Genomic DNA, 13438 nt, shown 5'->3' with positions numbered 1-13438 from the left:
GTGGGTCACTCTATGGTGACCAAAGGAACGAAAAGATTTTTTAGGTAAGATTAACTGGAATTCTTGAGAGTTAATCTAAGGAGTGAAAACAGCAAAATGAAAGAATATGAAGATAAGTTTAGTGAATTACAAGCTGATATGATATCTATATGTATGGAGTACGTTGAAGATAGAGCTGATAAAGTATATGTTTATGCTTCACGTGAAGGAGGAATTGTTTCAGGCAGTTTCTTTTATTGTATCAATAATAAGTATGTAGAATGTCATAAAGTGAATGATGCATTGGAGAATGGAGACGAAAGATATGATGTGTCTCAAAAAAGAATGCTTATGGTGTTGCGAATAATATGTGAAGATATCGAAAAGATTGAAGAATTATGCAAAGAATATGAAAGAGATATGCCAACGGAGATGAAGTTAATCTATGATGTTAAGAGTGGCAATTTTAAAGCTGGATACAAGTATGATTTAGTATATACTAACGATGATAGTAAAACAGCTGATCATGTTGCTGATGAGTGGTTTGAAGAAGTGAAAAATAACAAGCTTTAATTTAGTATTGGTGTGTGGTAATGAAGCAGTTAGTGCATATGGTAATAACATGATGAGAAATTACACCAATTTTAGAACTATCATAGATAATAAAATAATTGTTACTTTATAGTACATCAAATGGTTTGACTTAGTAAGCGATAATTGGTAACCCAATTATCGCTTTTGGTTTTAAATAAGGATACGGATAAAGCCAAGCATTTAGATGATATACCTAGAACAAAAGAAATTAAAGTGAAATTTACCTACAAAACTAAATTCGATTCATAAGAATTTACAAGACAGTTAAAAGATCAAGAAAAAGGGATGAATGAATTAACCATATATGAATATCAGAAAAATCGAGAGCAATTTATTGATAAAGGTAGAGCGAAAGAAGGAAATGCAGTTCAAAAATAGCTAGACAAAAAGCTTATGTACAAAAGGTAAATGAACTTCAAAGTGAGGGATTACCGTTATCACAAGCAAAGAAAAAAGCTCAGGCATGGTTAGTTACTTAAGCACCCTGACTCCTGACTAGATAGCAGGTGGACAAGCTGAAATAATAGGAGATAAGAGGATTAATTTCTCTATAGGTAGTTAATGGAGGTCTAGAATCAAGAGTATTGATAAACAAATAGAGGAAGTAGCGAAAAACATGACACCAGAACAATTTAAAAATACGTATTTGAATGTAAAGTTAACACTTTAGGGGAGGAGGTTGAATGGAGCAATATTTAAAAGATTTTAAGTTGCATAGTAAAGTTCCGAGTGAAATCATTGAAAAGTATAAAGAATTAGTACCAAATGAAGTGATAAATTTTTGGAGTAATTATGGATTTGGTACATTTATGCAAGGGTATTTTAAAAGCGTAAATCCAGAGGAATTTATAGAAATCTTGGAGGAGAGTTGTCCAAGATTTAAGGATTCAATCGTATTGTTTGCTACGAGTATGGGAGACTTGATTATTTGGGCGGATGGATATGTTGGATTACTTAATTACAGGTATGGCATAGTAAAGATTATTATGTTTACATTTGAATTTTTCTTTCAAAATATTGCTGATTTAGAATTCAGGGATGAAGATTTATCTTGGTAGCCTTATCCCGAAGCGCTTAAACAATACAATGAGTTAGAGTATGATGAGTGTTTTTGTTATACACCTCTATTAGGGTTAGGTGGAGCAGAAAAAGTAGAGAACTTAAAAAAGGTCAAATTGAAGGAACATATTCTTATTATTACTGGTTTTATGGGGCCAGTAGAGGTATAAGGTTCGTTCTAATGAAGTAGACTTACTACTTATTTTATATTTTACAAGCAGATCGTATAGGAAACACAATAACGAATATATAAATAAAAAAACAAAGTACGAGTGAAATGAGTAGAAAAAGAATTACGAGTCTAGGTGAGATGACATTTTATCATTTTAGTCTAGAAGACCCCTACCTGAAGGAGCGGAACGAGCTTAGCTCAGCGAGTAAGTGGGGGGAAGTTCCATGTATGAAAAGTACAAAGACGTATATAAACAAACATGGCATGAGTTAGGTTGTGATGTTAGTTAAAATAGGCATTACCTAGAAACTGAAAACACTGACCAAATACTTGAAATAATTAGCCTAGTGGGTATTATTGTTTCGTATAAGGATATTTATGATGAACGTGATATTGGACTAACATTTGATTGTACATGGGATATAGAAAATGGATTGGGACTTCGTTTATTAGATGAACAGGTGAACGACGTAGGGTGGCATGATGTGACCATCTAAATAAACTGTTTTTTATCCGACAACAATCTATAAGCATATTTACAAGAGAAAACACGGTAGAAAATAAAGATAGTTTAATAAATGAATTTAAGCGGATAAATAGGAGTGATTCTAAGTGGATAAGTTGTCTTTTCTGCAACAATACAGAAAAAGTATTGAGTTTGTATCTAATGAAGACTTACTAAATATTAAGAAAGAGAACATCCCGAAAGAATGGGTGGAAGTATTTATAGAAACTGACAAGACTGAGAGGAAAGATAAACTAATTGCTTTATGGAATCGGGTATGTGAAAAAGAATTAAGTCACACGATTTCATATTTAAAAGAGAATTTAGTAGATGTTGAACTCATTATAGATAATGGACAGTACGCCATTCTATATAGTGTGAAGAGTGAAAATGACGAAATTCTTTATTATGAAGGGGGAATACCAAACAAATCAATTTACGATTTAGACATGGAACAAGCTTGGTCAAGTGTTCCGCAATCTATTGTTAAATTTTACGGAAAGTTACATAATGGCTTTTATTATATGCCAAGTCGAGCAATGGGTCTAGTACCGTTAGAGAGAGTAACTTATTTTAAAGAAGATGAATGGGGGATTCTTGATGATTTAGAGCATCCATTAGAAATCAATCTTGATACCACTTATGGATTTTTTGAGAATGGTATGGGTGGATACGTTGCGGTAGATTTGAACAATTGTACGCATAATGGAGCAACACTGTGGTTCACCAATGACCAGCCTGAATATAGTGTTGATTTCTGGGATATTGTAGATGAATGGATTTTAATAGGGTTACAAGATAATTAAAAAATAATGTGTAAATAGACTAAGTAAGTTTATATAGCATATAGCACTTGATTGTCCATAAAAGGAAGCAGGTGCGTTCTTTTATTTGAGCGTAACAATCAGTACAATCATAAAAAAGTTCAAAAATGAATTACGTGTACGTTAAAAAAATGGAAAGATTATTAAATAAACATAAGGAGGGTTTTATGAAAAATAAATCCATTCTTAATTTACAAAGTGAACGAAAAGTTGGGGTTGTTTTAATTGTTGCTGAAAGAGTATTTTCTGTAATAAGCCAAGGTGATGAAAGATATTCAGCAGGTAGAGAAGCGTTAGACAAATGTTGGTTATGGGGTGAATCTCATACTGTAACTGGAGATGAACTCTATGAGTTTATTGACAGTGCAGACTATACAGGGATCTCAGAATTTGCTGAGGAAGAAGAAGACTTGAATATGGCTAGGCTATGGTCACTACTAGTGGATGCCGTCGCTTATACATCTTGGGAAGCTTATAAAAACGAAAAAGTAAAATATGTACCGCAAGCACTGGAAGGTATCGGTGCAGATAGTATCACTGTCTTTTTGAATAGCGCAGTTGAGACCGGTTTTATCACAGTAGAGGAAATTGAAAGAATGGAATTAGTTTTTTATGATTATGAGTGTACAAGCAATGAAACCTCAATAAAAAGAGAAGATTTTATGAAATTATTTTAACTCAGTGTATGGAACCCATTGAATAAAGAGAACGAATGAGTAAGTGTAGACCACTACAGCAAATAGTGAGAACTAACAGTCAGCAAACCTCAATAAGCAGTTAAATGCACTATTTTTAACAGCACGTAATTGTTAAAGAAAAGAAAAAGGTGTTTTTTACGTTTTAGGATAGGGATTAATAGGTCTAGTCAAATTTTATAAGTGCAAAACTATTAAATAACAATGTATCTTTAGTCTTAACAAGTCATCCCATTTTATTAAGGAGAATGTAAATGAAAATGGAATTAAATATCCAACAAAGAGTTGGAGAATATAGAGTGAAAAGTGATCAGTTATTTGAACAGAAAAATTACCAACAATCTGTTGATGTATTAATCAAAGGGTGGGAAGAAATTCCGCTTCCAAAAGGGTTATATAGTGATACTTATGAGGTGGTAAAAGATATCATTGATACCTTTATCATAATGAATGACTATGAAAGTGCCCAATATTGGCTAACTCATCTATACTCATCAGGCTTTAAACGATTTGATGATGGTGAAAAAGAGTTTATTTCAGGCGTTATTTATTATGAAGTGGGATCTCTTTTAATTGCCAAAGAGTTTTTTGATATAGCTAATCGAAAATCAGAAGGAAGATTATTTGAAGGGAAAGATACGAAATACATAAAATTACTCAAAAGGTAATCATGTATGAAGGAGAATCACCAAATCAAATGAATCGATTTAATAATTTGAGCAAGGATGCTAAAGTCGAGTATCTATTGTCACTATCTAATTTACTATTACACTTCATCATAATGTTAAGGAGGTATACAAATGGAATGTAAGGATGGATCAATCAATCATTTATCCCTTGCCGGACGATACTGTGCTTTCTGAAAAGGAAGGTAAATGGAGAATAAATTTACCAGAAACGTATAAAGAATTTGTGAAAAAAAACAGCACTGTTAGTAGAAATATTATGGGAAGGTGTACAAGTGACTATGGAAATGTATTATTGTGACGAATGGTCAGATATCAAAAAGAAGCCTTGGAACATTCTTGATGAGCATACTGCATACACATACCACCAAAAACATAAACCCTATACGGTCGTACTAAGGGAAGATGAGAAGCACAAGTATATTATAAATATTACAAATGAATGGGTTTCAGTAGGGTTTTACGATGAACTAATTCGTAAATATTTAAATTATGACTTCGAAGTTATGAGTGAAGGTATGGTTTTTTTAAGAACAGCCATGTATTGGGAATATGATGATGAAACTGATACAGAAGTAGGTATTTTGATTTTACATTTCCGAGAAGATGGTTACATAGCAATGGAAAAGCGAGATTTAAAGAATGGTTCAGTCGAGGAGCGCGAAACAAACAATATCCTTGGGGAAAACTGGGATGCGTTTCCTGAATTTGGCCAATACTTATATTTGTGCAAAGAAGAACGCTAATTCTTTTGTAAAGCTAGAGTTCATAAGATGTGTCAGCGTAATAGTTGCTACGATATATATAAGTATCATACTTTTACTATGAAAGTTACAACATTAATGCTACTAAAAAACAGATGGACTTAAAGCACTTGATTTTGTACAAAAGTAACCAAGGGTCTTTTTTTAGTTGTCTGACATGGATTTGAAGAAACATAAAAAAGTTAAAGATAAACAGTTAGAATAACATACCAAATTGAAGATGAAGAACTAGGGATAGCAACAGTTGAAAACCAGTCAGGAGGATAAATTCTATGCAAATGGAAAGCCAGTTACAGGAATTGTATCAAGAAATAGCAGAAACGGTTAATAATATGATTCCAGAAGAATGGGAAAGATTTTATTTTTATGCACAGATTGATGAATCCGGGGGGCGAGTTTACTTTTTTTATAAATCAATTAGAGATAATAGCTACACGTATAGCCTAGATATACCAAAACAATTTAATCTATCGGAACTAGAATTTAATAATAAAGAAGATAAGCTTTTTGATCTTAGTGAACAGCTTAGAGAAATCTTTAAAGAAAATAGCCAGGAGCTATGGTATTCTTTTACGCTAATGTTAGATCAAACAGGGAAGTTCTCTGTATCATTTGATTATACAGATTGGCTGAATACAGATTACGGATTTGTAGCACAGAAAAAGATTTGGAAGTATAAATATTTGGATGAAGCACCAGCGGATGAAAAAACTAAAAGTTTAATAGATCAATATTTAAAAGAATATCCAAATAATCCTATTTAAATAATTATTAAGGCTATACAAATGAAGGAAGCAGTAAGCACAAAGTGAAAATGCGGGATTTTCGAGTACAAATATTTAAGTAGAGAATTAGCGGATGAAAAAGGTAAAGAACAAATGATGAAAATGAAAAGATATGAAGAAGGTTTTAACAGCAATAATCAATAAGTTATAGCATTTGAGTTTTTTAAAAAGGAGGCAAGAACTTATGGATAAGGACGATATTCATTTTCTTCAACAGTTACTTAATAGGACAGATAAGGATTACATAATAAGTTATTTATTGAATACTAATAACTCTCTATTGCTTCATTACTCTGCTGCGAATTATAACTGGAATAGTGGATTTGAAGTGCCAGCAGTTATTCTAGAAAATGCAGCTTGTGATTTTGGAACAGGTTTACTGATGTTTCATTATGCAGACGGGTATCGTATGTTAGAAGATCCTGGTGAAGTTTCAAATTCTCCCTTGAAAAATTGGAAAAATTTTTTAGGGGAAGTTTACAATAAACTCATAAACTTAGAGTTTACATTTCAGGATATTTCTTTCAATCCTGCATTAACAAATATTCAAAAATATAAATTAAAGAAGAGCAATCCAAACATTCCTGAACTCCTTATTAATAAATCTCCAGGAGATGTGGTTGATATTTTTAAAATATAATGAATTAGTAACTAACTAACTAACCTTAGATTAATTGATGCATTATAAAAAGAGTTAGGTCTAAGTCTAAAATACATAAAGGAAGCTAAATATCAATATCAAGCAGCTAAATCTGGAAGAATGGTAGGTATAGAATTTGAACGAACTGAAGTCATGAAAAGAGTGGCAGGTGAGACCGTTTTTGTTGGTGTTTCATTAAGGTCAAATGTATCGGAGGTTGCTAAGAGTGGAAAATAAAATGAAGCAATTACATAAAGAAATAGCTGAAACAGTGAACAAAATGATACCAGAAGAATGGGGAAAGTTTTATTTTTATGCTCAAATATCAGAAACTGGAGGAGGTACTTATTTTTTTATAATACACCTCAGAATACACAAAGTTTTACGTATAGCTTGAAAATCCCGTTTGAGTATCATATGGATCAACAAGAATTTAAAAAATGTAAAAGAAAACTGTTTGAATTGAGCAATCAATTAAGAAACAGTTTTGAAAATAATCATCAAGAACTTTGGTATTCATTTACAATGTCTGTAGATAGTAACAGGAAGTTGAACATACACTATGATTATACGAATTGGTTCGATACAAAGTATAGTTTTAGTGACCAAATGATGATTTGGAAACGTAAATATCTAGGTGAAGAAGCAAGTGAAGAAAAAGATAGAGCATTAATTGCAAAGTACGATAGTGAATTTCCGAATGATCCTATTTGAGTAGATGAAAATGAAGGAGTTTGCATAGTGGACCGAAACCATAGTAAGAAATTGATAAGAAATGCCATTAAAACTGGCGATATCAATGCAGTGAAAAAACTAATAGGTGATGATATAGAGACTTTGAATACCGTGACTGTATTTGGTACGTGGTTACATGTAGCGGTTAAAAAAGAGAACCTTCAAATCGTCCAGTATTTAGTTAAAAAAGGAATTGACGTTAATGCGAAAGGTGGGACATTTGATGCTTCTGCGTTAAATCTAGCAGCTGGATCTGGCAATTTAGAGATAGTAAAGTATTTAATAGCATCGGGAGCAGAACTGGATGTGAGCTTAGCGAAGAGAAATCCGCTGTTTGGAGCAATTTATGGGGGGCATCAAGAAGTAGTTAAATATTTAGTACAAAAAGGAATAGATGTGTCCATTAGATACACGGGAGAAAATATCAAAAATATGAATGCCTATGAATATGCAAGAGAGTTTGGGCAGACTGAGATTGCTAAATATTTAAAGCAAAGGATGACTGGAAATTGATAAGTATTTAAATGAGTATCCCAATAATCAATTAGCATAAATCCAGTATTTGTGGTTAAATTCCCACCTCATGAAGGTACTAAATTAATCCTGAAAAAATTACATCAAGAGGACTTTTTATAAGTGTAGAATTAAAAGTTTATAAGCGAGGTGCAACATCAGAGGTGCAACATCATATGAAAGAATTTGAAGAGCGATTTAGTGAACTCCAAGCCGATATGATATCAATTTGTATGGAATATATTAACGATAGAGCCGACAAAGTGTATATCTATGCTTCGTGTGAAGGAAACATTATCGCCAGTAAGTTTTTTTACCTTATTAACAATCAATATGTAAAATCTCATCAAGTGAACGACGCCTTAGAGGATGAGGATGAAAGATATGATACATCTCCGAAAAGAGGATTTATGGTATTAGATATTTTAAATGAAGATATTGAAAAAATTGAAGCGCTGTGTAAAGAAAATAACAGAGACATGCCAACGGAGATGAAATTAATTTATGATGTGAAGAGCGGCCACTTTACAGCGGAATACAATTACGAGTTGGTTTATACAAATGATGATGTTAAAACCGCTAGTTATAATGCTAATGAGTGGTTTGAAAAGGTGAAACGTAATAGACTTTAATATTTTGCTAGGGCTTCTTAGGCAATTTAACAAGGCAGCAGGAGGAATGTTAGATGAACGAAGAAAAAGTGAATAAGCTATATCAAGACATGGGCAATATCGTAATAGAGACCATTCCGGAAGCGTGTTCTAAAGTTTATCTTTATGGTGAAGTTGTTGATGGTGCCCAAACAGCGTACTTCTATTATTATCCTAATAACAGTGATGAAATTATATACAGTCATGACATTCCTGAAATTTTTGCTGTAAGTGAAGAAGACTATGTTAAACAATGGAACAAATTATTAGACTGCATCCAAGAATTGTGGAAAGTGTTTACCGGAAGTGAGAACCAAGAGCCATGGACCAGCTTCACTTTAATTTTTAATCACAAAGAAACGTTTACGATTCAATTTAATTATGATGATCTTTCAGCCGCAGATTCCCATGCTAGGAAGACAATATGGAAATATGAATACCTTGGTATCTTGCCAAAAAGTAAGCTAGGACAAAAGCATCTAAAGAGATATCTCGAGGCTGTAAAAGATAGATAAAAAATGAACAGCTTATAGTGTAATTCATTATGTTAAATATACATATTTCAATAGGGAATGAAAGAATACTACAGAGAAGGAGTACATTCAATGGAAATAAAAAAAGATTCAATCATTTATCCATTACCATCGGATAATTTACTAGCTGAAAAGGAAGCGTTTTGGAGAGTGAAATTACCTCCAGACTATAAACAAATGATAAAAAGAAATAACGGGGCTTCTCCAGAAGCAAAAGCTTTTAAAGTGAAGAGTCATAGCTATGTATTAATAAGGTTTTTATGTATTCTTGAAGCCCCAGAGAACAATGAAGCCGGTACGTTTGATATTGATGTAACATGGACTCAATTAGAGGATCGGCTTACAGATGATGGAGATTTATTGGGAGTAGCTTTATTACCAATCGCGACTTTATTTGCAGGAGATTTTGTGTGTTTAGATTATAGAAATTCAAGAGATAACCCTAGCGTTTGTGTATGGGATCATGAAAATTCTGCTGAGCTTGAGCCGAACACGTACCCTGTTGCAGATACATTCAAAGAATTTTTAGCTATGCTTCATTAATCCGCAGCTAAAGTAGGGCATGAAAATAATTGTGGATTTTTTGAGGCTCTCATAGAAGTAGGCGTGATCAAATAGTAAATGTTGATTCAATTAATTATAAAAAGGGGATACAAATGAAGAAAATCGTAGAATTATTTCATGATATAGATTGTACGTTGTCTCCCATGATAAGTTTTTATAGCGCTTTATCAGATCAAAAATTTTTAAAAGTCTTACACTATTTTTCAGAGGAAACTGGTTATGGAAATGAGTACCACATTTGTACATTTTCAGACGACTTAGAGCCGTGGGAAGAGGGTTATGTTGAAAACGGAATTGAATTTCTAGACGGTACGGGTGACACTGACAAAAGTGTTATTGTCGATTATGAAACGTTTTTAACTTACTTGCACAAAATCTGCCGCGTATATATTGAAGATCATGCCCATGATAAAGAAAAAGTGATGGCTCTTTTACATAAAATTAAACAAAATCATAGTAATGAAGACTAGTAGGAGTATATAAAGAAGCAACGAATGGAGTCTTGCTATAGAGAACAAGCTCTCCACACTACAGCGCATTACATCAAGCAAAGAGACGATATATTTTGGAGAGAATTCTACAAGGTAGAAAGTAGAGGGAAAACGAAAAATGGCAATAACTCAAATGACAAAAGCTATTAGAGGTGCTATAAAAGGTGGTCACTTAAATAAGGTAAGAGACTTATTTGAGAAAAATGCAGAAATGTTAACATGGATCACACCTTTTGGCACATGGCTACATGTAGCGGCAGCTCATGGTCATTTAGAAATTGTACAATACCTTATTCGTGCTGGAATAGATGTGAATGCACAAGGAGGAACTTTTTCTACCAATGCCTTAGAAAGAGCGGCTGCAAAAGGACATATAGATATTGCTAAGTATCTTATTAACCATAATATTGAACTTGATATTAGTGAACCAGATAGAAATCCGCTGTTTGCTGCCATATATAACGGTCATTTTGAGATGGTTAAACTGTTAGTTGAGAATCATATTAATATATCGATTACATACTCTGGTGAAAACATAAAAGAAATGGATGCTTACACATTTGCGATTGAACGAGGACAAATAGAAATTGCTGAATATTTAAAGGGAAAGTTGAAATAGATAATTTACTTAGCGAAAGAAGGTGTAACGATGGTAGGCTTAAGAAACCTTATGAATAGTATATGGTTTGGTGAAAAAACCACTTTATCTCAAGCTGAAATAAAAGAACATCTATTGAAAAGCCATACAGAAAGGGACATTTTATTTAATTTAATCGAGTTATATAAAATAGGGGATTTTACTCAAAAGCCGTCATTAATTCAATTGATGAACCGGACTAAAGATGAAGCGGTTTTGAATTTGTGTATAAGGGTCTTTTTCGCTATCGCAACACATGACGACTTAAGAGATTCAAACAACCTGCGATTTCTTAGTAAAGGTACTGAAGAAACAATTGATACGTTTGCATCAGCAGCGATAACATCACTTTCTCTTGAAGTAGTTCCATATTTATTGGGTTTACTTGAAGACTGGAACGAAATTGACGATACGGCTATTATCATAAGGGATTCGCTTGATTTTTTCCTTGACTATGAAGCGAAAATTGGAGAAGAGGCGACTGTGGAGGAAATAGGAGACTATTATGTTGAGTATTGCAATGAGAATGATCCAGAAAGTTATTACTTTCAACAAAATTTAGCTTTTCCCGGAGACTTAGCAAAAAAATTAGTCCAAAGAGCGATGATTGCAGTACATAACGAAGAACCATTAAAAATGGAGTTGATTCCATCTTTATTATCCATTTTAACTGGGGAAAAAGTGCCTGGAGATTACCGCACAATTATGAATGCAAGCTATTATAAAAAAATGATGGAGTATATTGATAATCTTTCCATTAAAAACTGGGAAAAAGGACAAAAGTATTTTTATGGGTATAAGCTATAGAAAGCAACCTTACGTACTGTCCAAACGCAATATATTTGGCAACAGAATTAGTGAAAAAAGAAAGGGAAGAATAATTGAAACAATTTATTAAAAATATAGGGGATAAAGTAGTCGTAGTTCAAGCAGAACACGAATTAAAAATGCAGGTTCAGAGTCTATTTCGTATCTTTGAAACGATAGAAAGAGAAAAATGGACTGACGGCTTTTCGATACAAATAGGGTGGTCGAACTTTATTGTTTCTGTAAAGAATGAAGAGTATTACATTCTTTCACCGGACTATTCAGGGAATCCCTTTGAGGATTATACAGAAGATTTAACGCTTGCTCTATGGGTGCAGTTGGAACAAGTTCACTTTTTGCGCAAGTTAAACATGAAAAATGGTGAAGGTATCAGCTTTAGAGATAAAGTCGTGGTAGCTAAAAATATACTAGAAGTAGATAGTATTTACTTACAAAGAAGCGGCGGAGCTGAACGAGAAGATTCTGGCTGGTACATAGGGCCGGTAAATGAAGAAGATGATACAGAAGAGCTTGAGGCTTTTTATGTTTATCAATTATTAAAGATTCGTCCATCCCTTATTCAAGTTTTAGCTTTACCATATGAATATATGGTGATTTTTGAAAGAGATCAAGTGAAGGAAGTATTAAATGAAAGAGATGAAGATATTTTGAGTGGAGGAAGAAATGATACAAATTGACCCTGAAAAGCAAGTGAGAGTTGAGAAATATAAGACCAAAAGCGATGAATGCTTTGAAAATAATGATTACGAAACATCTATAGATTTATTGGTACAAGCTTGGGGTGAAATTCCACAGCCTAAAGGTTTATATCCTGACACTTACAATATTGTACGGGATATTATTGATACATTTACAGTGATAAAGAATTACAAAAGCGCTAAGCAATGGTTAAATCATTTATATACATCGGATTTTGAAAGAATAGATGACGGAGAGCGTGAATTTTTATCAGGAACTATTTATTATGAGTTGGGCGAATTAAATGTCGCAAAAGAATTTTTTGATATTGCTAATAAAAAGTCAGAAGGAAGATCGTTCGAAGGGCAAGATGTCAAATATATAAAGCTGCTAAAAGGATCATGAAGATGAAACCTTATTATTTCAGTAGGGAGATGCTGTAATGGAAATGAACGATCAACTTCACCAGCAAATTGTCAAGTTATGTGAAGAAGGTGATCAATTCGCTGAACTGAAACAAATGAGTGAAGCGATTGCTTCTTATCAACGAGCACTTGAATTAGTTCCAGAGCCAAAGGAAAAATGGTCAGCGGCTACGTGGATTTACGGAACTTTGGGTGATACATACTTTTTAATAAAAAACTACGAAGATGCTATACGCAGCTTGGAATATGCCTTGAAGTGTCCGGACGGAAATGAAAATCCTTTTCTGTTGTTGCGGTTAGGGGAAAGTTTTTATGAGCTTGGAGAGTTTGAAAAAGCAAAAGCGTATTTGTACAAGGCTTATCAAATTGAAGATTATAAAATCTTTTTTCAGGAAGATGATAAATACTTTAAACTTATTATAGAGTTAATTTAAATAGAGAAAAATACAGTTTAAGTGAAGAGTAAAACCCTCAGTAGAGCAGGCTATTGAGGATTTTTGGTTTTAATGCATATGAGTAGGGCGTGTGAACCAATATGCTGAAATAGAGTAAGAGTTTAATAGAGCACTATTTAAAAGAATATCCACATAATCCTATCTAAATCATTAGAAGAATTCTGGAAGGGATTTCAGAAGACTAAAGGAATCTCTCTGATACTATAAACTGGTGAAGAAGCCTTAT

At 33.1% G+C, this 13438-nt stretch carries 18 protein-coding genes and 3 pseudogenes; all 21 read left to right on the top strand.

All coding sequences use genetic code 11. The annotated features are described in order from the left end of the window. The first annotated feature begins 96 nt into the window (after positions 1-96). The 21 genes and pseudogenes from ACO1DI_RS12005 (at position 97) to ACO1DI_RS11905 (ending at position 13191) form a co-directional block, all read left to right on the top strand. Positions 97-552 carry an immunity protein YezG family protein gene (locus ACO1DI_RS12005; protein ID WP_339997709.1) on the top strand — a complete coding sequence of 152 codons (456 nt, stop codon included), beginning with the start codon at positions 97-99 and terminating at the stop codon, positions 550-552. Between the two features lie 306 nt (positions 553-858). Beyond that, entirely contained in the window at positions 859-951 is a 93-nt protein-coding gene (locus ACO1DI_RS12000) for a hypothetical protein (protein WP_226555440.1), read from the top strand. A 305-nt stretch (positions 952-1256) separates the two neighbouring features. Further along, a pseudogene (locus ACO1DI_RS11995) lies at positions 1257-1802 on the top strand (T6SS immunity protein Tdi1 domain-containing protein). A 316-nt stretch (positions 1803-2118) separates the two neighbouring features. After that, a pseudogene (locus tag ACO1DI_RS11990) lies at positions 2119-2301 on the top strand (DUF6985 domain-containing protein); the annotation flags it as partial. Positions 2302-2416: 115 nt separating this feature from the next. Then, positions 2417-3115, top strand: a complete 699-nt coding sequence (locus ACO1DI_RS11985) for an SMI1/KNR4 family protein (protein WP_182421599.1) — start codon at positions 2417-2419, stop codon at positions 3113-3115. 185 nt (positions 3116-3300) lie between these two features. Further along, positions 3301-3810, top strand: coding sequence for an Imm6 family immunity protein (locus ACO1DI_RS11980; protein WP_423145282.1), 510 nt, complete (start codon positions 3301-3303; stop codon positions 3808-3810). 272 nt (positions 3811-4082) lie between these two features. Continuing rightward, complete coding sequence (locus ACO1DI_RS11975; protein WP_098626658.1) at positions 4083-4496, top strand: hypothetical protein; 414 nt, start codon at positions 4083-4085, stop codon at positions 4494-4496. Positions 4497-4795: 299 nt separating this feature from the next. Next, positions 4796-5260, top strand: coding sequence for a hypothetical protein (locus ACO1DI_RS11970; protein WP_209366649.1), 465 nt, complete (start codon positions 4796-4798; stop codon positions 5258-5260). A gap of 296 nt (positions 5261-5556) precedes the next feature. Next, positions 5557-6042 carry an antitoxin YezG family protein gene (locus ACO1DI_RS11965; RefSeq protein ID WP_209369356.1) on the top strand — a complete coding sequence of 162 codons (486 nt, stop codon included), beginning with the start codon at positions 5557-5559 and terminating at the stop codon, positions 6040-6042. Positions 6043-6247: 205 nt separating this feature from the next. Further along, on the top strand, positions 6248-6703 hold the full coding sequence (locus ACO1DI_RS11960; protein WP_423145281.1) for a DUF4274 domain-containing protein: 456 nt from the start codon (positions 6248-6250) through the stop codon (positions 6701-6703). Between the two features lie 226 nt (positions 6704-6929). After that, positions 6930-7417: pseudogene (locus tag ACO1DI_RS11955) on the top strand (immunity protein YezG family protein). Positions 7418-7444: 27 nt separating this feature from the next. Further along, a complete protein-coding gene (locus tag ACO1DI_RS11950) occupies positions 7445-7951 on the top strand; it encodes an ankyrin repeat domain-containing protein (RefSeq protein ID WP_286127430.1) in 507 nt (168 codons plus the stop codon). Positions 7952-8127: 176 nt separating this feature from the next. After that, positions 8128-8583 carry an immunity protein YezG family protein gene (locus ACO1DI_RS11945; RefSeq protein WP_116516030.1) on the top strand — a complete coding sequence of 152 codons (456 nt, stop codon included), beginning with the start codon at positions 8128-8130 and terminating at the stop codon, positions 8581-8583. Positions 8584-8636: 53 nt separating this feature from the next. Then, positions 8637-9116 (top strand): antitoxin YezG family protein, encoded by a 480-nt coding sequence (locus ACO1DI_RS11940; RefSeq protein WP_116740450.1) that lies wholly within the window; start codon positions 8637-8639, stop codon positions 9114-9116. Positions 9117-9206: 90 nt separating this feature from the next. Continuing rightward, positions 9207-9677: an SMI1/KNR4 family protein gene (locus tag ACO1DI_RS11935; RefSeq protein ID WP_033579207.1), complete on the top strand. Its 471-nt coding sequence runs from the start codon at positions 9207-9209 to the stop codon at positions 9675-9677. 113 nt (positions 9678-9790) lie between these two features. Next, positions 9791-10168, top strand: coding sequence for a ribonuclease toxin immunity protein CdiI (gene cdiI, locus ACO1DI_RS11930; RefSeq protein ID WP_328153452.1), 378 nt, complete (start codon positions 9791-9793; stop codon positions 10166-10168). 139 nt (positions 10169-10307) lie between these two features. Continuing rightward, on the top strand, positions 10308-10808 hold the full coding sequence (locus ACO1DI_RS11925; RefSeq protein WP_423145280.1) for an ankyrin repeat domain-containing protein: 501 nt from the start codon (positions 10308-10310) through the stop codon (positions 10806-10808). A gap of 30 nt (positions 10809-10838) precedes the next feature. Further along, positions 10839-11633: an Imm47 family immunity protein gene (gene imm47, locus ACO1DI_RS11920; protein ID WP_423145279.1), complete on the top strand. Its 795-nt coding sequence runs from the start codon at positions 10839-10841 to the stop codon at positions 11631-11633. A 74-nt stretch (positions 11634-11707) separates the two neighbouring features. Beyond that, positions 11708-12331 (top strand): immunity protein Imm33 domain-containing protein, encoded by a 624-nt coding sequence (locus ACO1DI_RS11915; protein ID WP_116740458.1) that lies wholly within the window; start codon positions 11708-11710, stop codon positions 12329-12331. After that, positions 12318-12737, top strand: a complete 420-nt coding sequence (locus ACO1DI_RS11910; protein WP_226555452.1) for a hypothetical protein — start codon at positions 12318-12320, stop codon at positions 12735-12737. Before ACO1DI_RS11915 ends, ACO1DI_RS11910 begins: the two co-directional genes overlap by 14 nt. A gap of 37 nt (positions 12738-12774) precedes the next feature. Further along, positions 12775-13191: a tetratricopeptide repeat protein gene (locus ACO1DI_RS11905; RefSeq protein WP_116740460.1), complete on the top strand. Its 417-nt coding sequence runs from the start codon at positions 12775-12777 to the stop codon at positions 13189-13191. Positions 13192-13438: the final 247 nt, after the last annotated feature.

The sequence above is a fragment of the Priestia sp. 40 genome (genome assembly GCF_049368575.1).
Taxonomy (GTDB): Bacteria; Bacillota; Bacilli; order Bacillales; family Bacillaceae_H; genus Priestia; species Priestia zanthoxyli.
This window is presented reverse-complemented; position numbering and strand designations above follow the sequence as displayed.

Bases quoted from the DNA above. Each gene is read 5' to 3' on its own strand.
- ACO1DI_RS12005 (WP_339997709.1), top strand. From the start codon at position 97: ATGAAAGAATATGAAGATAAGTTTAGTGAATTACAAGCTGATATGATA.
- ACO1DI_RS12000 (WP_226555440.1), top strand. From the start codon at position 859: ATGAATGAATTAACCATATATGAATATCAGAAAAATCGAGAGCAATTT.
- ACO1DI_RS11980 (WP_423145282.1), top strand. From the start codon at position 3,301: ATGAAAAATAAATCCATTCTTAATTTACAAAGTGAACGAAAAGTTGGG.
- ACO1DI_RS11975 (WP_098626658.1), top strand. From the start codon at position 4,083: ATGAAAATGGAATTAAATATCCAACAAAGAGTTGGAGAATATAGAGTG.
- ACO1DI_RS11970 (WP_209366649.1), top strand. From the start codon at position 4,796: ATGGAAATGTATTATTGTGACGAATGGTCAGATATCAAAAAGAAGCCT.
- ACO1DI_RS11965 (WP_209369356.1), top strand. From the start codon at position 5,557: ATGGAAAGCCAGTTACAGGAATTGTATCAAGAAATAGCAGAAACGGTT.
- ACO1DI_RS11960 (WP_423145281.1), top strand. From the start codon at position 6,248: ATGGATAAGGACGATATTCATTTTCTTCAACAGTTACTTAATAGGACA.
- ACO1DI_RS11945 (WP_116516030.1), top strand. From the start codon at position 8,128: ATGAAAGAATTTGAAGAGCGATTTAGTGAACTCCAAGCCGATATGATA.
- ACO1DI_RS11940 (WP_116740450.1), top strand. From the start codon at position 8,637: ATGAACGAAGAAAAAGTGAATAAGCTATATCAAGACATGGGCAATATC.
- ACO1DI_RS11935 (WP_033579207.1), top strand. From the start codon at position 9,207: ATGGAAATAAAAAAAGATTCAATCATTTATCCATTACCATCGGATAAT.
- cdiI (WP_328153452.1), top strand. From the start codon at position 9,791: ATGAAGAAAATCGTAGAATTATTTCATGATATAGATTGTACGTTGTCT.
- ACO1DI_RS11925 (WP_423145280.1), top strand. From the start codon at position 10,308: ATGGCAATAACTCAAATGACAAAAGCTATTAGAGGTGCTATAAAAGGT.
- imm47 (WP_423145279.1), top strand. From the start codon at position 10,839: ATGGTAGGCTTAAGAAACCTTATGAATAGTATATGGTTTGGTGAAAAA.
- ACO1DI_RS11910 (WP_226555452.1), top strand. From the start codon at position 12,318: ATGATACAAATTGACCCTGAAAAGCAAGTGAGAGTTGAGAAATATAAG.
- ACO1DI_RS11905 (WP_116740460.1), top strand. From the start codon at position 12,775: ATGGAAATGAACGATCAACTTCACCAGCAAATTGTCAAGTTATGTGAA.